This window comes from Mycobacterium sp. RTGN5 (genome assembly GCF_033804465.1).
Classification (GTDB): Bacteria; Actinomycetota; Actinomycetes; order Mycobacteriales; family Mycobacteriaceae; genus Mycobacterium.
This window is the reverse complement of the sequence record NZ_JAPZLA010000001.1, coordinates 2078184-2091913: the sequence shown is the minus strand read 5'-3', so window position 1 is coordinate 2091913 and position 13730 is coordinate 2078184. Positions and strand designations below refer to the sequence as shown.

Here is a 13730-nt window from a genome sequence, read left to right as displayed (position 1 = left end):
GTGGACGATCAGCGGCCGTGGTGCGGTCTACTTACCGGGTGGACGTGACCGTCGTCGGCAGTGGTCCCAACGGGTTGGCGGCTGCCGTCATCTGCGCGCGAGCCGGTTTGAAGGTGCGCGTCATCGAGGGCCAGCCGACGTTCGGTGGTGGTGCCCGCACCGCGGCCGACCCGGAATACCCCGACATCCGCCACGACGTGTGCTCCGCGGTCCATCCGCTGGCGTTGGCCTCGCCGTTCTTCGCCGAGTACAACCTGCCTGCGCGCGGGGTGCAGTTGGCGGTCCCGGAGATCTCTTACGCCAATCCGCTGCCGAACCGGCCCGCCGCGATCGCGTACCACTCGCTGGAGCGCACCTGCGCCGAGCTTGACGACGGGCGCTCGTGGCGCCGGTTGTTCGGTCCGCTCGCCGAGCATCCCGACGGGGTCGTTGGCTTCTTCCTCGGCGACAAGCGCTCGCTGCCGCCCGATCTACCCACCACCGTGCGCGCCGGCCTTCGGGTGCTCACCCAGGGCAGCCCGGCATGGAACGTGCTGCGCGGCGACGATGCCCGTGCGTTGTTCACCGGCGTTGGCACACATGCGATTTCGACGATGCCTTCGCCGGTCAACAGTGGCGCCGGCATCATGCTGGGCACGCTGGCACACACCGCGGGCTGGCCGGTTCCGGTCGGCGGCAGCCAGGCCATCGTCGACGCGATGCTCGCCGATCTGCAGGCCCACGGTGGCGAGTTGGTCGTCGGCCAGCCGGTGACGTCCCCTCCCCCTGGTGTGGCGATCTACGACACCGCACCGACGGCGCTGCTCGACATCTACGGTTCCGCGGTGCCCGATGGCTACGTAAAGTCGTTGCAGCGCTATCGGTTTGGCCCGGGCGTGTGCAAGGTGGACTTCGTGCTCGCCGGCGAGATTCCGTGGCGCGACCCGCGGCTGGCAGCGTCGCCGACCGTGCACATGGGCGGGACCAGAGCGCAGATGGCGTACTCCGAGAAGGAGATCGCCTCCGGCCGGCACCCCGACTGGCCGATGACATTGGCAGCGCTTCCGCATGTGTCCGATCCGTCGCGCATCGACTCCGCGGGGCGGCGGCCACTGTGGACCTATGCGCACGTCCCGGCGCACTCGACCGAGGACCTGACCGAAACCATCACCGGCCTGTTCGAGAAGGCCGCGCCAGGGTTCCGGGATCTGGTGCTGGCCTCGCGCTGCGTGACCGCAGCGCAGATGTCGAGCCACAACGCCAACTACGTCGGCGGGGACATCATCGTCGGCGGCGCCACGCTGTTCGCCGCGATGGTCGGCCCCACGCTGCGCTGGAACCCGTGGACCACGCCAATCCCGAAGGCGTATCTGTGCTCGTCGGCGACGCCGCCGGGAACCGGCGTGCACGGAATGTCCGGCTACTACGCCGCGCGCACGGTACTCAAGCGTGAATTCGGGCTGCCGCTGCCGTCGCTGGCCCCGTAGTTCGGCGCGGTTTCGTGCGCTGTGCGCTCGAAAGCGCGCCGAAATCGCTAGAAACCTAGGAAACCTGGTCGAACAGCAGCGCAAGCTGGCCTGGCGAGATCGCCACTCCGCACTGGTTGCGCAGATCGCGCAGCGGGCTCGCGATGTTCTGCAGGTCGATCAACTCACCGGGATGTCCGATGAAATACCCCCGCACCGAGGCCCTCGCGTCCTCGGCAGACTGACTGGCGGCGGTGGTCAGCACATCGTCGGCCCCGGGATGATTGGCCAGATATCCGCCGGCGGCGGCCAGCACACCGCTGGATGTGGTGGCCAATCCGCTGGCACTGCAGGGTGCCGCCGCCGCGGTCGGCATTGACACGAAGGCCGCGACCCCGACGGCACCCACCATCAGCGCACCGAGCGCGCTACCTCTGGACGTTGTCATTGCCGAACTCCTTCGCCGTTGCTGTGAATCCCTTGAAGCGTTGCATACGACGGAGTACCCCATCGGCCGAGCAGCAAGCCCCGGCGATACAGATGGCCTTACTGTTGTAATTTCGGGAATCCGCTCTCCGGAGTGTCGCCAGCGCCTAACATCAGCGGCCATGACCATCTCCCCGGCCGCAACCACCGCCGAGCCGGGCGCCGTGCGCAGTCCGATCCCGTTGCGCGAGCGCCGCTACGACTGGTTCTTCATCGTCGTGTTCACCGTGTTCATCGGGTCCTCGTTCACCGGGGACATCGTCAACATGGTGGGCCGCCCCGACCCGGATTCCGATTTCTTCCTGGCCCGCGTGGTGTATCACGTCTACGCCGGCGGCACCGATCCCCTGCTGATCGCCAACCCCCGCTTCCTGCAGGTCGGCGCGAGTGTGTCCGCGGTGGTGTTCGGCACCTTCTACGTGCTGCTCGTCTACTCCTTCATCAGGGGACGAGAGTGGATCCGCAAGCCATCATTCATCTACACGGGCATGGTCGTCCAGACGACCTTCATCGTGGTGATGGTCGGATTCGCCGGTGACGCACGGCTTTTCCAGGCGGTCTGCAACACGGCCTACGACTACACCTTCACCAACGTGCCGAAGGCGCTCGCCTACAACCTGCCCTACATCATCGTGCCGATACTGCTGACCGCCCGGATGTGGCGGGCGCATCCGTTCACCCGCCCCTGAACGCCCCCTGAACGCGATTTCGGCGCGTTAACCGTCGCTGAGCGACTGTTAACGCGCCGAAGTCGACTAACTAGGCGGTCTCAGTGATCGGCCGGTCGACCCAGCTCATCAGGTCGCGCAGCTTCTTACCGGTGACCTCGATCGAGTGCTCGGCGTTTTCCTTGCGCAGCTTCTCCAGGCGCTTGTTGCCGCCCTCGACATTGGCGACGAGCTCCTTGACGAAGCTGCCGTCCTGAATGTCCTTGAGGATGGCGCGCATGCGCTCCTTGGTGTCGGCGTCGATGACGCGCGGCCCCGACAGGTAACCGCCGAACTCCGCGGTGTCAGACACCGAGTAGTTCATCCGGGCAATGCCGCCCTCGTACATCAGGTCGACGATCAGCTTGAGCTCGTGCAGCACCTCGAAGTAGGCCAGCTCGGGGGCATAGCCCGCCTCGACCATGACCTCGAAGCCGGTCTTGACGAGTTCCTCTGTGCCACCGCACAACACGGCCTGCTCACCGAACAGGTCGGTCTCGGTCTCGTCCTTGAAGGTGGTCTTGATCACGCCGGCGCGGGCGCCGCCGATGCCCTTGGCGTAGGACAGTGCCAGCGCCTGGCCTTCACCGGTCGGGTCCTGCTCGACGGCGATCAGGCAGGGCACGCCCTTGCCGTCGACGAACTGGCGGCGGACCAGGTGGCCGGGGCCCTTCGGGGCGACCATGCCGATGGTGACGTTGGCCGGCGGCTTGATCAGGCCGAAGTGAATGTTCAGGCCGTGGCCGAAGAACAGCGCGTTGCCGGCCTCGAGGTTGGGCTCGATGTCGTTCTTGAAGATCTCGGCCTGCGCGGTGTCGGGCGCCAGCAGCATGATGACGTCGGCCCACTTGGCGACCTCGGCAGGAGTATCGACCTCGAGGCCCTGCTCGGTGACCTTCTCGCGCGACTTGGAACCCTCTTTGAGGCCGACCTTCACCTGCACACCCGAGTCGCGCAGGCTCAGCGAATGGGCGTGGCCCTGGCTGCCATAACCGATCACCCCGACCTTGCGACCCTGAATGATCGACAGGTCGGCATCATCGTCGTAGAACATCTCAACTGACACGATTGAACTTTCCTTCTGTTTGGTTACTTCGGCTGTTTGGTTACTTCGGTGGGGTCTTTACTTGTTGTTGGTCATCCCGCGCGGCCCGCGCGACAGCGCCACCACACCGGATTGCACGAGCTCACGAATGCCGTAGGGCTCCAGCACCCGAAGCAGCGCCTCGAGCTTCTCCGGGGTGCCGGTGGCTTCGACGGTCAGCGACTCGGTGGACACGTCGATCACCTTGGCGCGGAACAGGTTCACCGCCTCGATCACCTGACTGCGGGTACCGGCGTCGGCTCGAACCTTGATCAGCGCCAGCTCGCGCGCCACAAAGTTGTCGCCGTCCTGCTCGACGATCTTGATCACGTTGATCAGCTTGTTCAGCTGCTTGGTGATCTGCTCGAGCGGGGTCTCCTCGGCGGTGACCACGATCGTCATCCGCGACATGTTCTTCTGCTCGGTGGCGCCGACGGCCAGTGACTCGATGTTGAAGCCGCGCCGGGAGAACAGTGCCGCGACGCGAGCGAGAACACCGGGCTTGTCTTCGACGAGCACCGAAAGGGTATGGGTGACAGTGTTGCCGGCCATCAGGCTCGACCTTCCTCGTTGTCGTCGAACAGCGGGCGGATATTGCGTGCCGCCATGATCTCGTCGTTGCCGCAACCCGCGGCCACCATCGGCCACACCTGGGCGTCGGCGCCGACGACGAAGTCGATCACCACCGGGCGATCGTTGATCGCTCGGGCCTGGTTGATCACGTCGACGACGTCTTCTTCACGCTCGCAACGCAATCCGACGCATCCGTAGGCTTCGGCCAACTTGACGAAGTCCGGGATCCGGCGGCTGTGGGTGCCCAGATCGGTTTGGCTGTACCGCTGTTCGTAGAACAGCGTCTGCCACTGGCGCACCATGCCCAGATTGCCGTTGTTGATCACCGCGACCTTGATCGGCACGCCTTCGACCGCGCAGGTGGCCAGCTCCTGATTGGTCATCTGGAAGCAGCCGTCGCCGTCGATCGCCCACACCTCGGCGTCGGGCCGGGCCATCTTGGCGCCCAAGGCCGCCGGGACGGCGAAGCCCATGGTGCCAAGACCACCGGAATTCAGCCAGGTGCGCGGCTTTTCGTAGGAGATGAACTGCGCGGCCCACATCTGGTGCTGGCCCACGCCCGCGACGTAGATCGCGTCCGGCCCGGCGATCTTGCCCAGCTGGGAGATCACGTATTCGGGGCTGAGGCTGCCGTCGTGCTGCGGGTCGTAGCTCAGCGGATAGGTGGCCCGGATGCCCGAGAGGTATTCCCACCAGTTGTCCTGGTTGGCCCTCGGTGTGCCGCCGGTCTTGCGCAGCGACTCAGTCAGATCCGTGATCGCCAGCTTCACGTCACCCACGATCGGCACGTCGGCATTGCGGTTCTTGCCGATCTCGGCCGGGTCGATGTCGACGTGGATCACCTTGGCTTCGGGCGCAAAGGAATCCAGCTTGCCAGTCACCCGGTCGTCGAACCGTGCACCCAGAGTGATCAACAGGTCGCTCTTCTGCAGGGCGGCCACCGCGGCGACGGTGCCGTGCATGCCCGGCATGCCCAGGTTCTGCGGGTGGCTGTCCGGGAAGGCGCCGCGCGCCATCAGCGTCGTCACCACCGGAATCCCGGTCAGCTCAGCCAGATCCAGCAACTCTTCGGTGGCATCGCCGCGGATCACGCCGCCGCCGACGTAGAGCACCGGCTTGCGCGCCGCGGCGATCAGCCTGGCGGCCTCACGGATCTGACGGCTGTGCGGCTTCGTGTTGGGCTTGTAGCCGGGGAGGTCGATCTGCGGCGGCCACGCGAAGGTGCACTGTGCCTGCAGGATGTCCTTGGGGATATCGACCAGCACTGCGCCGGGACGGCCGGTCGAGGCGATGTGGAACGCCTCGGCCATCACCCTGGCGATGTCGTCGCCGTTGCGCACCAGGAAGTTGTGCTTGGTGATCGGCATTGTGATGCCGGAGATGTCCGCTTCCTGGAAGGCGTCGGTGCCGATCAAGGCGCGACCGACCTGCCCGGTGATGGCGACGACGGGGATCGAGTCCATCTGCGCGTCGGCCAGCGGGGTCACCAGGTTGGTGGCGCCGGGGCCGGAGGTGGCCATCATCACGCCGACCTTGCCGGTGGCGTGGGCATAACCACTGGCCGCATGTCCGGCACCCTGTTCGTGGCGAACCAGGACATGGCGCAGTTTCTTCGAGTCGTAGAGCGGGTCGTAGACCGGAAGCACCGCGCCGCCGGGGATTCCGAAGATGGTGTCGACGCCGAGTTCCTCCAACGAGCGGACTACCGCCTGGGCGCCCGTGAGCTGCTGCGGGGCGACGCGCTTGGCGGCGGTCGTGCCGGCCTTACCGGTGTGGGCTGCGACTCCGCCGTCGGCGGGCGCCGTTGGCTCGGGTGGTCGAGTGGTGGGTGCACTCACGATGTCGTCCTTTTCGGTCCTGTTCATTCTTCGGGCAAGAAAAAACCCCCGTCAGCTTCGGCGGCTGTACGAGGGTTGCGCGCTGGTGCGTGTGGCTATGCCCGGGACGGGGCAAGCGCGACACCAACGCGCTGGCCAAGTACTACGAGAATTCCGCCGGACTTCATAACCTGCGACGGTAGCCTCCGCACAGGTCAAGCGTCAAATCCCGATCCCGGCCACCGAGGTCCCCGCGCTGGTGATGGGATGATGCAACCATGCCCTCGCGTCGCGCACCTGATGCGTCCACCGCCAAGCCCACCGTGATCCGGATATCGCCGATGGCGCATTTCGCCTCGGGGTTCCTGGCGCTGGGCCTGCTGGTGATGATCACGATCTTCCCCGCCTGGGGTGCGGTGTTCATGGTGCTCCCCGTCCTGGCGTCGGTCGCGATCGTGCGGCTGCGCACGGTGGCCGACCGGGAAACACTGACCGCGCGCACGCTGTTGAGCAGCCGCACCGTGGGCTGGGATGAGATCGATGGCCTGCGCTTCGACCGCAGTTCGTGGGCTCGGGCGCGACTGCGCGACAGTTCGGAAATGATGCTGCCCGCGGTCACGTTCGCGACGTTGCCGCAACTCACCGAGGCCAGCAACGGACGAGTGCCCAACCCCTACAAGTGAGCCGCTAGGCCAGTGGGTTGTTTCCGTGCAGGAAGAACCACGCCGCGATGCCGCCACCGACACCGAGCAGTAGTGCGATGAACGAGCCGATGAACGGACGACGGGCCCAACCGCGTCCGCCGTCGAATCCGTAGCGACCCGGGCCGACGAGGATGACCGCGGACGCGGCCGCGATCAGCACCAGCAGATATTCGATGCCGTCGGGGCCGAACACCGCGAGGTAGCCGTCCTGGCGCTGCGCCGAGACGATCGTCAGCAGGCTGTTGACCAGGTAGGCGATCCCACCGGCGGCGGCCAGCGGCGTGAACAGCCCGAGAATCAGCAGGACACCCACCAGGATCTGGGCGCCGGCACCGACGTAGGTCAGCACACCGGCATGCTGGTAGCCGGCGTCCGCAAGCGCGGTCTTGAAGCCGTCCAGGCCCTGACCACCCCACCAGCCGAACGCCTTCTGCAGTCCGTGGCCGATGAACACCGCGCCGACGAACACCCGCAACAGCAGCAGACCCAGGTCCTGGGTGCCCCTGCGGCCGGCGGCCTTGGCGCGCTCCTCGGCGTCGATGGGCTCGATCTCCATCGGAGCGGCCTGCGAAGGCGTCGGATCGATATGGGGCTGCACGTACGGCAACGGTTCAGGATCGTGCAGCAGGCCATAGCCGGTCGACGGCGCAGAACCAGGTATCCCCGAGCTGTAATGGGGGATCGTCGTGGTCTCGAAGTCGCCACCATAGGTGGACGAGGGCAGATCGTCTTCCGGGTCGACTAGCTGGGCCGACGACGGTCGGGCCGAGGAGTCGTCGGGTCGCTGCCAGTGCGGATCGGGGCCTTGACTGGTCACGAAAGTCAGAGTAAGTGCAACTGCCCGCAAATCGGGGATTTGGGCGGCGCTTCTGGCGGCCAATATTGCCTGGATTTCGCGCCGCGCATGGACCGTCGTGGCGAACATCGACGCCCTATCCGTAACCTGGCGGGCATGCAGCTACGCCGGTCGGTCCGTGGGGTGCTGGCCGTTATTTGTGCGACGACGGTCGTGGCCGGGTCTTCGGCGGGTTGCGCGAAGTTCAACAACGACATCTCGCAGCCGTTCACCACCGCCCCGGAGCGGGGACCCGGACCGAGCTCGACACCACCGCCCCCACCTCCCCTGCCGCCCAAGCCGTTCCCCAAGGCCTGCCCCGCGCCCGGGGTCATGCAGGGCTGCCTGGAGAGCACCAGTGGGCTGATCATGGGTCCCGACAGCAAGACCGCCCTGGTGGCCGAACGGACAACCGGCGCCGTCAAGGACGTGTCCGTCAGCGCCGAACCGAAGATCCACACCGTCATCCCGGTCGACCCGAGCGGTGACGGCGGGCTGATGGACATCGTGTTGTCGCCCACGTACTCACAAGACCGCCTGATGTACGCCTACATCAGCACGCCGACCGACAACCAGGTGATCCGGGTGGCCGACGGCGATATCCCCAAGCCGATCCTGACCGGGATTCCCAAGGGCGCCACCGGTAATTCCGGTTCGCTGATCTTCACCAGCCCGACGACCCTGGTGGTGCAGACCGGCGACGCGGGCAACCCAGCCCTGGCGGCAGATCCGAAGTCGTTGGCGGGCAAGGTGGTCCGCCTCGAGCAGCCCACGACGGTCCACCCGGCACCGCCGACCACCGCACTGTCGGGGATGGGTCCCGCCGGCGGCATGTGCATCGACCCGACCGACAAGTCGCTCTACATCACCGACCGCAACCCCGCCGGTGATCGCCTGCAACGCATCGGCCCGGACGCGAAGACCACGACGGTGTGGACGTGGCCGGACAAGCCCGGCGTGGCCGGATGCGCGGCGCTGGACGGCACGGTGCTGGTGAACCTCGTCAACCTCAAACAGACCGTGGCGGTTCGGCTTGCGCAGGGCACCGGCTCGGTGACCGGCGAGCCCGAGGTGGTGCGCCAGGACACCCATGGCCACGCCTGGGCATTGCAAGTAGCCCCGGACGGAAACATCTGGGGCGCAACGGTCAACCGCACCGCCGGCGACGCCGAGAAGCTGGACGACGTGGTCTTCCCGCTCTTCCCGCAGGGTGGCGGCTTCCCGCGCAGCAACGCCGACAACACCTGAGGCATTTACCAAACGGATCTCCTGTTAGCCCTCGCCGGGGGCCGACAGTCGCAGGTGAGGGCCTCGTGTGCACCCGGCTTTCTGGTAGCGTCTACCAAATATCGGGTCAGCCGGGTACCGCAGTTCAGCCGTTGGAGGAGTCGTGGCGCGTTCGGGCATGACGCCGAAGCGGGGCACCGGCCATGCCTACGACGACGGCACCAGGCGAACCGAGATTCTTCAGACGGCCGCGTCGATCATCGCCACGTCCGGCCTACGGACCTCGCTGCAGGAAATCGCCGACGCGGCAGGCATTCTGCCCGGCAGCCTCTACCACCACTTCGACTCGAAGGAAGCGATCCTCGTCGAGCTGCTTGGCCGCTACCACGAGGACCTGGATCGCATTGCCGACGAAGCGCAGAGCAGGCTGAACGATCCGGAATTTCATCCGGCCTTCGACCAGATCGCCGAATTGTCCACCGCGATTGCGCACTGCGCGGTCACCCATCGCGCCGCCTTGCAGATGTCGTTCTATGAAGGTCCCAGCTCCAGTCATGAACTGACCGCTCTGGCCGCACGCCGCCCGACCGCGTTGCTTCAGTCGATGTTGGAGACGCTGCGGGCGGCCCGGTGGAGCGGATACCTGCGATCCGATGTCGATGTGGCCGTGCTGGCCGACCGGATCGTGCAGACGATGCTGCAGATCGGGCTCGACGTCATTCGGGGTAACGCCGGCCCGGACAAGTCGGCCGTCCTGCTGTGCCGGATCCTTCTCGAAGGCTTGGCGACCGGCGCACCCACCGACGAACAGCTGGATCGATCGGCTGCTTTCCTGGCTGCCGACGCCGTCGTCCGTTCCTGGACCGACGACGCGGACGCCGAGCCCGATGACAAAGCGGCCCACGTACGTGCCGTCGCCAGAACAGAATTCGGCAAGAAGGGCTATGAGGTCACGACTGTCCGTGACATCGCGTCGGCGGCGGGAATGGGCACCGGCACCGTCTACCGGTTGATCGGCTCGAAAGATCAACTGCTGGCCTCGATCATGCAGTCCTTCGGCGAGAAGGTCGCGATGGGTTGGTCCGAGGTGCTCGAGGCGGATTCCACGATCATCGAGAAGCTCGACGCATTGAGCTGGATCAACACCAATGCGATGGATCGCTTCGCCGACGAATTCCGGATTCAGCTGGCGTGGATGCGCCAGTCTCCCCCGGATACTCCCAACCCTGGCTGGTTGTTCACCAAACGGGTGCGGCAGATGAAAGGTCTTCTCGCTGAGGGCATCAAGTCCGGCGAGATCAGTATCGACAGCCCGTCGAACGACCTGCTGGCGCGTTCGGTGATCGGCGTCGGCTGGATCCCCGAGAGCATCCTGCGCGAGCTGGGCACCCGCGCCTCTCTGTTGTGCGTCCGCGACACGACGCTTCGCGGCGTCGTCGTCACGTGACGGTCCCTACTGTGACGATCCCTACTGGGGATCGAACAGCACGGGCAGCGCCGTCGGCGACCGGAACACCTGTCCGCGGATGTGCGGGTCGTCCCCGTCGGGGTCCATCCGCAGGTTGGGCAGCCGGTCGAGTAACAGGTTGACGGCCGTGCGCATCTCCAGACGCGCCAGATGCATACCGAGGCAGACGTGCACGCCGTATCCCCAGCCGAGGTTGCTCCGTGGCTCGCGGAACAGATTGAACGCGTCGGGATCCGGGAAGCGCTCGTCCTGCCGGTTGGCCGCACCCAGCATCGGCATCACCGACGCGCCCGCCGGAATCGCCACCCCACCCAGTTCGGTATCCCGGGTGGCAACGCGAGTGATGGTGAGCAGCGGCGGATTCCACCGCACACCTTCCTCGATCGCCTGCGGAATCAGCGCGCGATCGTTGCGCACCGCCTCCAGCTGAGCGGGATCTGACAGCAGGGCGAACAGCAGATTACCCAGTGACCGGTAGGTGGTTTCGACACCGGCCGGAAGCAGTAGCCGCAGGAACGAGAAGATCTCCTCGTCTTCGAGTTTCTCGCCGTCGATCTCCGCAGCGGCCAGCAGACTGATCAGGTCGTCGCGTGGCTCGGCCCGCCGTGCCGCCAGAATCGGCTTGAAATACTCGACCAGCGCAGCCGAAGCGGCCAGGCCGCGTTCGGGATTCATAATCCAGCTCAGCAGCGAGATCGACCACCGCTGGAACTGCGGGTAGTCCTGCTCCGGCAACCCCAACAGCCCGGCGATGATCCGGCTCGGATAGGTGAACGTGAACTCCTTGACCAGATCGGCCTTGCCATTCGCGACAAAGGCGTCGATCAACTCGTTGCCCACCCGCGCGACCAGTTCGTCCTGCCACCGCGCAAGCGACTTCTGCGAGAACGCCTTCGAGATCAGGGCGCGCAGTCGGCCGTGCACCGGTTCGTCCATGCCGAGCATCACGCGCTCACCCAGAACCGGACCGAAGGCGGCGATCACACCCGACGACGAGAATGTCTCGTTGTCGCGCAACATCTGCTGCGCCTCCTCGAACCGGTACACAATGAAAACAGGTAGACCGGCCTCACCGGGCATCGCGGAACCTTCGATGCGCTGGACCGGCTCCTCCCGGCGCATCCGGGCCAGCTCCGGGAACGGATCGCGCACATTGCCGGACACGACGTCATCGAACGAGCCGAAGTCGTCGAGGTCATCGAAAAGTTGTTCCATTACCGCTCCTTGAGATTGGTGATAAGTCAGTCTGGTTGCTGCGGTGCCTGTTTCGCCGCTGACCGTTTGGCTGCCGCCGCGACGATGCGCTGCATCACCGGCTGCGGGATGACCTTCATGGCGAGCACCATCGCCTTCTGGGCTGTGGTCAGCGGGTACGCCCCGTTGCGCATCGAGCCTTGCCGGGGGATGCCGAGCACGACCCTGGACATGTGGTGCATTCCTGACGCCGGCAGGAACCTGTTGGACACCAACAACATCGACGCATCCGGTCCGACCCCGTGCCGCCGGAACGGGCCGCGATCGGCCAGCGCCTTGACCAACCCGTCGGCGAACCGTTCGGGCGATCGGGCAAGTTTCATGGCGAACCGGCCACGGGTGTTCATCGTCTGGTGAAGCCGGGCGTACGGGCCGCCGAAGTCACGGTCATCGGTGGTGCCCGCGTCGGTGATGATCTCGGTGTCGTAGGTGCCGGTGATCAGGACCGTCACGCCCAGACCGAAGGGGGCGATCTCGGCAGCCAACGATTCCCCCCAGCGTTCCATGGCGCCCTTACTGGCCGAGTATGGCGCGGTCGCCGGCTGCCCGCGCACCCCTGCCGAGCTGCCGACCAGAACGATCCGTCCCTCCCCCGCGGCCCGCATCGACGGCAACAGCGCATTGGTCAGCGCGACCGGGCCTATCACGTGGGTGGCGAACATCCGCTGCCACAGAGCCATGTCGGTCTCCTCGGCCATCCCGGCCGAGGAGATGCCGGCGTTGTGCACGAGGGCATACGGTGCGCCGACCCGTTCGTCAATGGCCTTGGCGGCAGCCGAAACCGACGCGATGTCCGTCAGGTCGAGCTGAACACCGATCAGCCGATCGTCGTCCTCGCCCGCACCGGTCGCTGCGCGGAGCAACGGCATGCCACGATCCGGGGTGCGCATGGCGGCCACCACCCGCCAGCCTTCGCGGTAAAGCCGTACCGCCGAGGCGAACCCCAAACCGCGGGCCGCGCCGGTGATCACGACGGTGCGCCGGCTATCCATTCGCGTTCGCAGGTGCACAGGCGCCTTCACCGGGCGGTGGCGGCGTGACCTCGGGCCGGCCGTCCGGCAGACCCTGCTGCCAGGTGGACCACTTGCCGACCGAGAAAGGCCCCTGCGCGCCGGCCTTCTCGTAATAGCCCTGCGGGTCGTAGACCTTGGCCTCCGGGAACGGCCATGGGCACGCCACTGAGGTGGCGGCGCCGCTTGCCTTGATCACCCAGAACCACCCGCCGTACGCGAAGTACGCCACGTTGATGATCGCGAACATCACCAGGAACGTGCCGAGCACCGGCTTCTTCGGGAACAGCCTCGCCTTCGCCGCAAGCTTCTCCGCCACCGACTTCCCCGTGTCGTCGCGGTAGACGAGGATCGATGCCGGGATCATCACGAACGTCACTGCCAGCGATTCCCAGATCAATGGGAACTGAAAGGTGCTGCCTCCGAACATCGTGCCGAACGGGATCGCCTGCGAGTAGATGTAGAGCCCGGTGCGCACCAGGCTGATCTCCAGGATTGCGTCGAAGATGAAACCGATCACCAGCGTCAGCAAGCCCAGACTGATCAGGGGGTGCCGGGTGACGAACGCTTCGGGACCCCGCTTGGCCTGGAGCTTGCGCAGAATCCAGATCGCCGGGAAGTACGGGCCGAAATAGAAAGTCACATAACCGAACACGATGAAGGGTTCGACGGTCGGCGACATCATGATCAGGTACCAGGACTCGGGCCAGTGCAGCAGGGCCGGGTTGTACACCGCGTACGGTGACCAGTTCATGATCGGGTCCTGCCACACGATCAGTGTGGTGACCAGGACCATCATCAGCACCGGGCTGCCGGGGTTCTTTCGCCAGCCGCGGATGAAGACGATGGTCAGCGCCACGACCATGATCGCGGCGCCGATCTGGGGGATCAGCTGCCAGTGATCCCAGCTCGTCAGGAACTCGACCGGGCGTGGCCGTCCCTCGACATTGGGGTTGGCCACTCGCGGGTCGACATCGGTACGCCCTACGGCGACGAACAACCCGAGGAAGCCGAGCCAGGCAAGTAGGGCGATCACTCGGCCCCAATTCGGGCCGGTGCGAGGAAGATTCGGTGAATCGGTGGGTGCCGGCGATGGTGGGGATTCCTGCGTGGTCATCGA

Annotated in this window: 13 protein-coding genes; 5 read left to right on the top strand and 8 right to left on the bottom strand. The window is 66.0% G+C overall.

The annotated features are described in order from the left end of the window. Positions 1-38: 38 nt before the first annotated feature. On the top strand, positions 39-1466 hold the full coding sequence (locus SLQ31_RS10200; protein WP_319433017.1) for an NAD(P)/FAD-dependent oxidoreductase: 1428 nt from the start codon (positions 39-41) through the stop codon (positions 1464-1466). 55 nt (positions 1467-1521) lie between these two features. On the opposite strand, the gene SLQ31_RS10195 is transcribed toward SLQ31_RS10200, so the two are convergent. After that, complete coding sequence (locus tag SLQ31_RS10195; protein WP_319431968.1) at positions 1522-1893, bottom strand: heme-binding protein; 372 nt, start codon at positions 1891-1893, stop codon at positions 1522-1524. Between the two features lie 160 nt (positions 1894-2053). On the opposite strand from SLQ31_RS10195, the gene SLQ31_RS10190 reads away from it, so the two are divergent. Then, positions 2054-2620, top strand: a complete 567-nt coding sequence (locus SLQ31_RS10190) for a hypothetical protein (RefSeq protein ID WP_319431967.1) — start codon at positions 2054-2056, stop codon at positions 2618-2620. A gap of 70 nt (positions 2621-2690) precedes the next feature. On the opposite strand, the gene ilvC is transcribed toward SLQ31_RS10190, so the two are convergent. From ilvC to SLQ31_RS10175, 3 genes are all read right to left on the bottom strand, one after another. Beyond that, complete coding sequence (gene ilvC, locus SLQ31_RS10185; protein ID WP_319433015.1) at positions 2691-3692, bottom strand: ketol-acid reductoisomerase; 1002 nt, start codon at positions 3690-3692, stop codon at positions 2691-2693. Between the two features lie 69 nt (positions 3693-3761). After that, positions 3762-4274, bottom strand: coding sequence for an acetolactate synthase small subunit (gene ilvN, locus SLQ31_RS10180; protein ID WP_319431966.1), 513 nt, complete (start codon positions 4272-4274; stop codon positions 3762-3764). Then, positions 4274-6133 carry an acetolactate synthase large subunit gene (locus SLQ31_RS10175; protein ID WP_319431965.1) on the bottom strand — a complete coding sequence of 620 codons (1860 nt, stop codon included), beginning with the start codon at positions 6131-6133 and terminating at the stop codon, positions 4274-4276. The genes ilvN and SLQ31_RS10175 overlap by 1 nt, the downstream gene beginning before the upstream one ends. 257 nt (positions 6134-6390) lie before the next feature. Between SLQ31_RS10175 and SLQ31_RS10170 the strand changes: the two genes are divergently transcribed. Next, positions 6391-6795 carry a PH domain-containing protein gene (locus tag SLQ31_RS10170; RefSeq protein ID WP_319431963.1) on the top strand — a complete coding sequence of 135 codons (405 nt, stop codon included), beginning with the start codon at positions 6391-6393 and terminating at the stop codon, positions 6793-6795. A 4-nt stretch (positions 6796-6799) separates the two neighbouring features. Here SLQ31_RS10170 and SLQ31_RS10165 read toward each other — a convergent pair whose 3' ends face one another. Then, a complete protein-coding gene (locus SLQ31_RS10165) occupies positions 6800-7633 on the bottom strand; it encodes a DoxX family protein (protein ID WP_319431961.1) in 834 nt (277 codons plus the stop codon). Positions 7634-7768: 135 nt separating this feature from the next. On the opposite strand from SLQ31_RS10165, the gene SLQ31_RS10160 reads away from it, so the two are divergent. Next, positions 7769-8899, top strand: coding sequence for a PQQ-dependent sugar dehydrogenase (locus tag SLQ31_RS10160; RefSeq protein ID WP_319431959.1), 1131 nt, complete (start codon positions 7769-7771; stop codon positions 8897-8899). A 157-nt stretch (positions 8900-9056) separates the two neighbouring features. Continuing rightward, on the top strand, positions 9057-10325 hold the full coding sequence (locus tag SLQ31_RS10155) for a TetR/AcrR family transcriptional regulator (RefSeq protein ID WP_319431957.1): 1269 nt from the start codon (positions 9057-9059) through the stop codon (positions 10323-10325). Positions 10326-10346: 21 nt separating this feature from the next. On the opposite strand, the gene SLQ31_RS10150 is transcribed toward SLQ31_RS10155, so the two are convergent. From SLQ31_RS10150 to SLQ31_RS10140, 3 genes are read right to left on the bottom strand one after another with little or no spacing between them, the layout of a single operon-like run. After that, positions 10347-11561: a cytochrome P450 gene (locus SLQ31_RS10150; protein ID WP_319431955.1), complete on the bottom strand. Its 1215-nt coding sequence runs from the start codon at positions 11559-11561 to the stop codon at positions 10347-10349. 26 nt (positions 11562-11587) lie between these two features. Further along, positions 11588-12592: an SDR family oxidoreductase gene (locus tag SLQ31_RS10145; RefSeq protein ID WP_319431953.1), complete on the bottom strand. Its 1005-nt coding sequence runs from the start codon at positions 12590-12592 to the stop codon at positions 11588-11590. Next, positions 12585-13727: a spirocyclase AveC family protein gene (locus tag SLQ31_RS10140; protein WP_319431951.1), complete on the bottom strand. Its 1143-nt coding sequence runs from the start codon at positions 13725-13727 to the stop codon at positions 12585-12587. The genes SLQ31_RS10145 and SLQ31_RS10140 overlap by 8 nt, the downstream gene beginning before the upstream one ends. Positions 13728-13730 lie beyond the last annotated feature (3 nt).

Bases quoted from the DNA above. Each gene is read 5' to 3' on its own strand.
- SLQ31_RS10195 (WP_319431968.1), bottom strand. From the start codon at position 1,893: ATGACAACGTCCAGAGGTAGCGCGCTCGGTGCGCTGATGGTGGGTGCC.
- SLQ31_RS10190 (WP_319431967.1), top strand. From the start codon at position 2,054: ATGACCATCTCCCCGGCCGCAACCACCGCCGAGCCGGGCGCCGTGCGC.
- ilvC (WP_319433015.1), bottom strand. From the start codon at position 3,692: ATGTTCTACGACGATGATGCCGACCTGTCGATCATTCAGGGTCGCAAG.
- ilvN (WP_319431966.1), bottom strand. From the start codon at position 4,274: ATGGCCGGCAACACTGTCACCCATACCCTTTCGGTGCTCGTCGAAGAC.
- SLQ31_RS10170 (WP_319431963.1), top strand. From the start codon at position 6,391: ATGCCCTCGCGTCGCGCACCTGATGCGTCCACCGCCAAGCCCACCGTG.
- SLQ31_RS10160 (WP_319431959.1), top strand. From the start codon at position 7,769: ATGCAGCTACGCCGGTCGGTCCGTGGGGTGCTGGCCGTTATTTGTGCG.
- SLQ31_RS10155 (WP_319431957.1), top strand. From the start codon at position 9,057: ATGACGCCGAAGCGGGGCACCGGCCATGCCTACGACGACGGCACCAGG.
- SLQ31_RS10150 (WP_319431955.1), bottom strand. From the start codon at position 11,561: ATGGAACAACTTTTCGATGACCTCGACGACTTCGGCTCGTTCGATGAC.
- SLQ31_RS10145 (WP_319431953.1), bottom strand. From the start codon at position 12,592: ATGGATAGCCGGCGCACCGTCGTGATCACCGGCGCGGCCCGCGGTTTG.
- SLQ31_RS10140 (WP_319431951.1), bottom strand. From the start codon at position 13,727: ATGACCACGCAGGAATCCCCACCATCGCCGGCACCCACCGATTCACCG.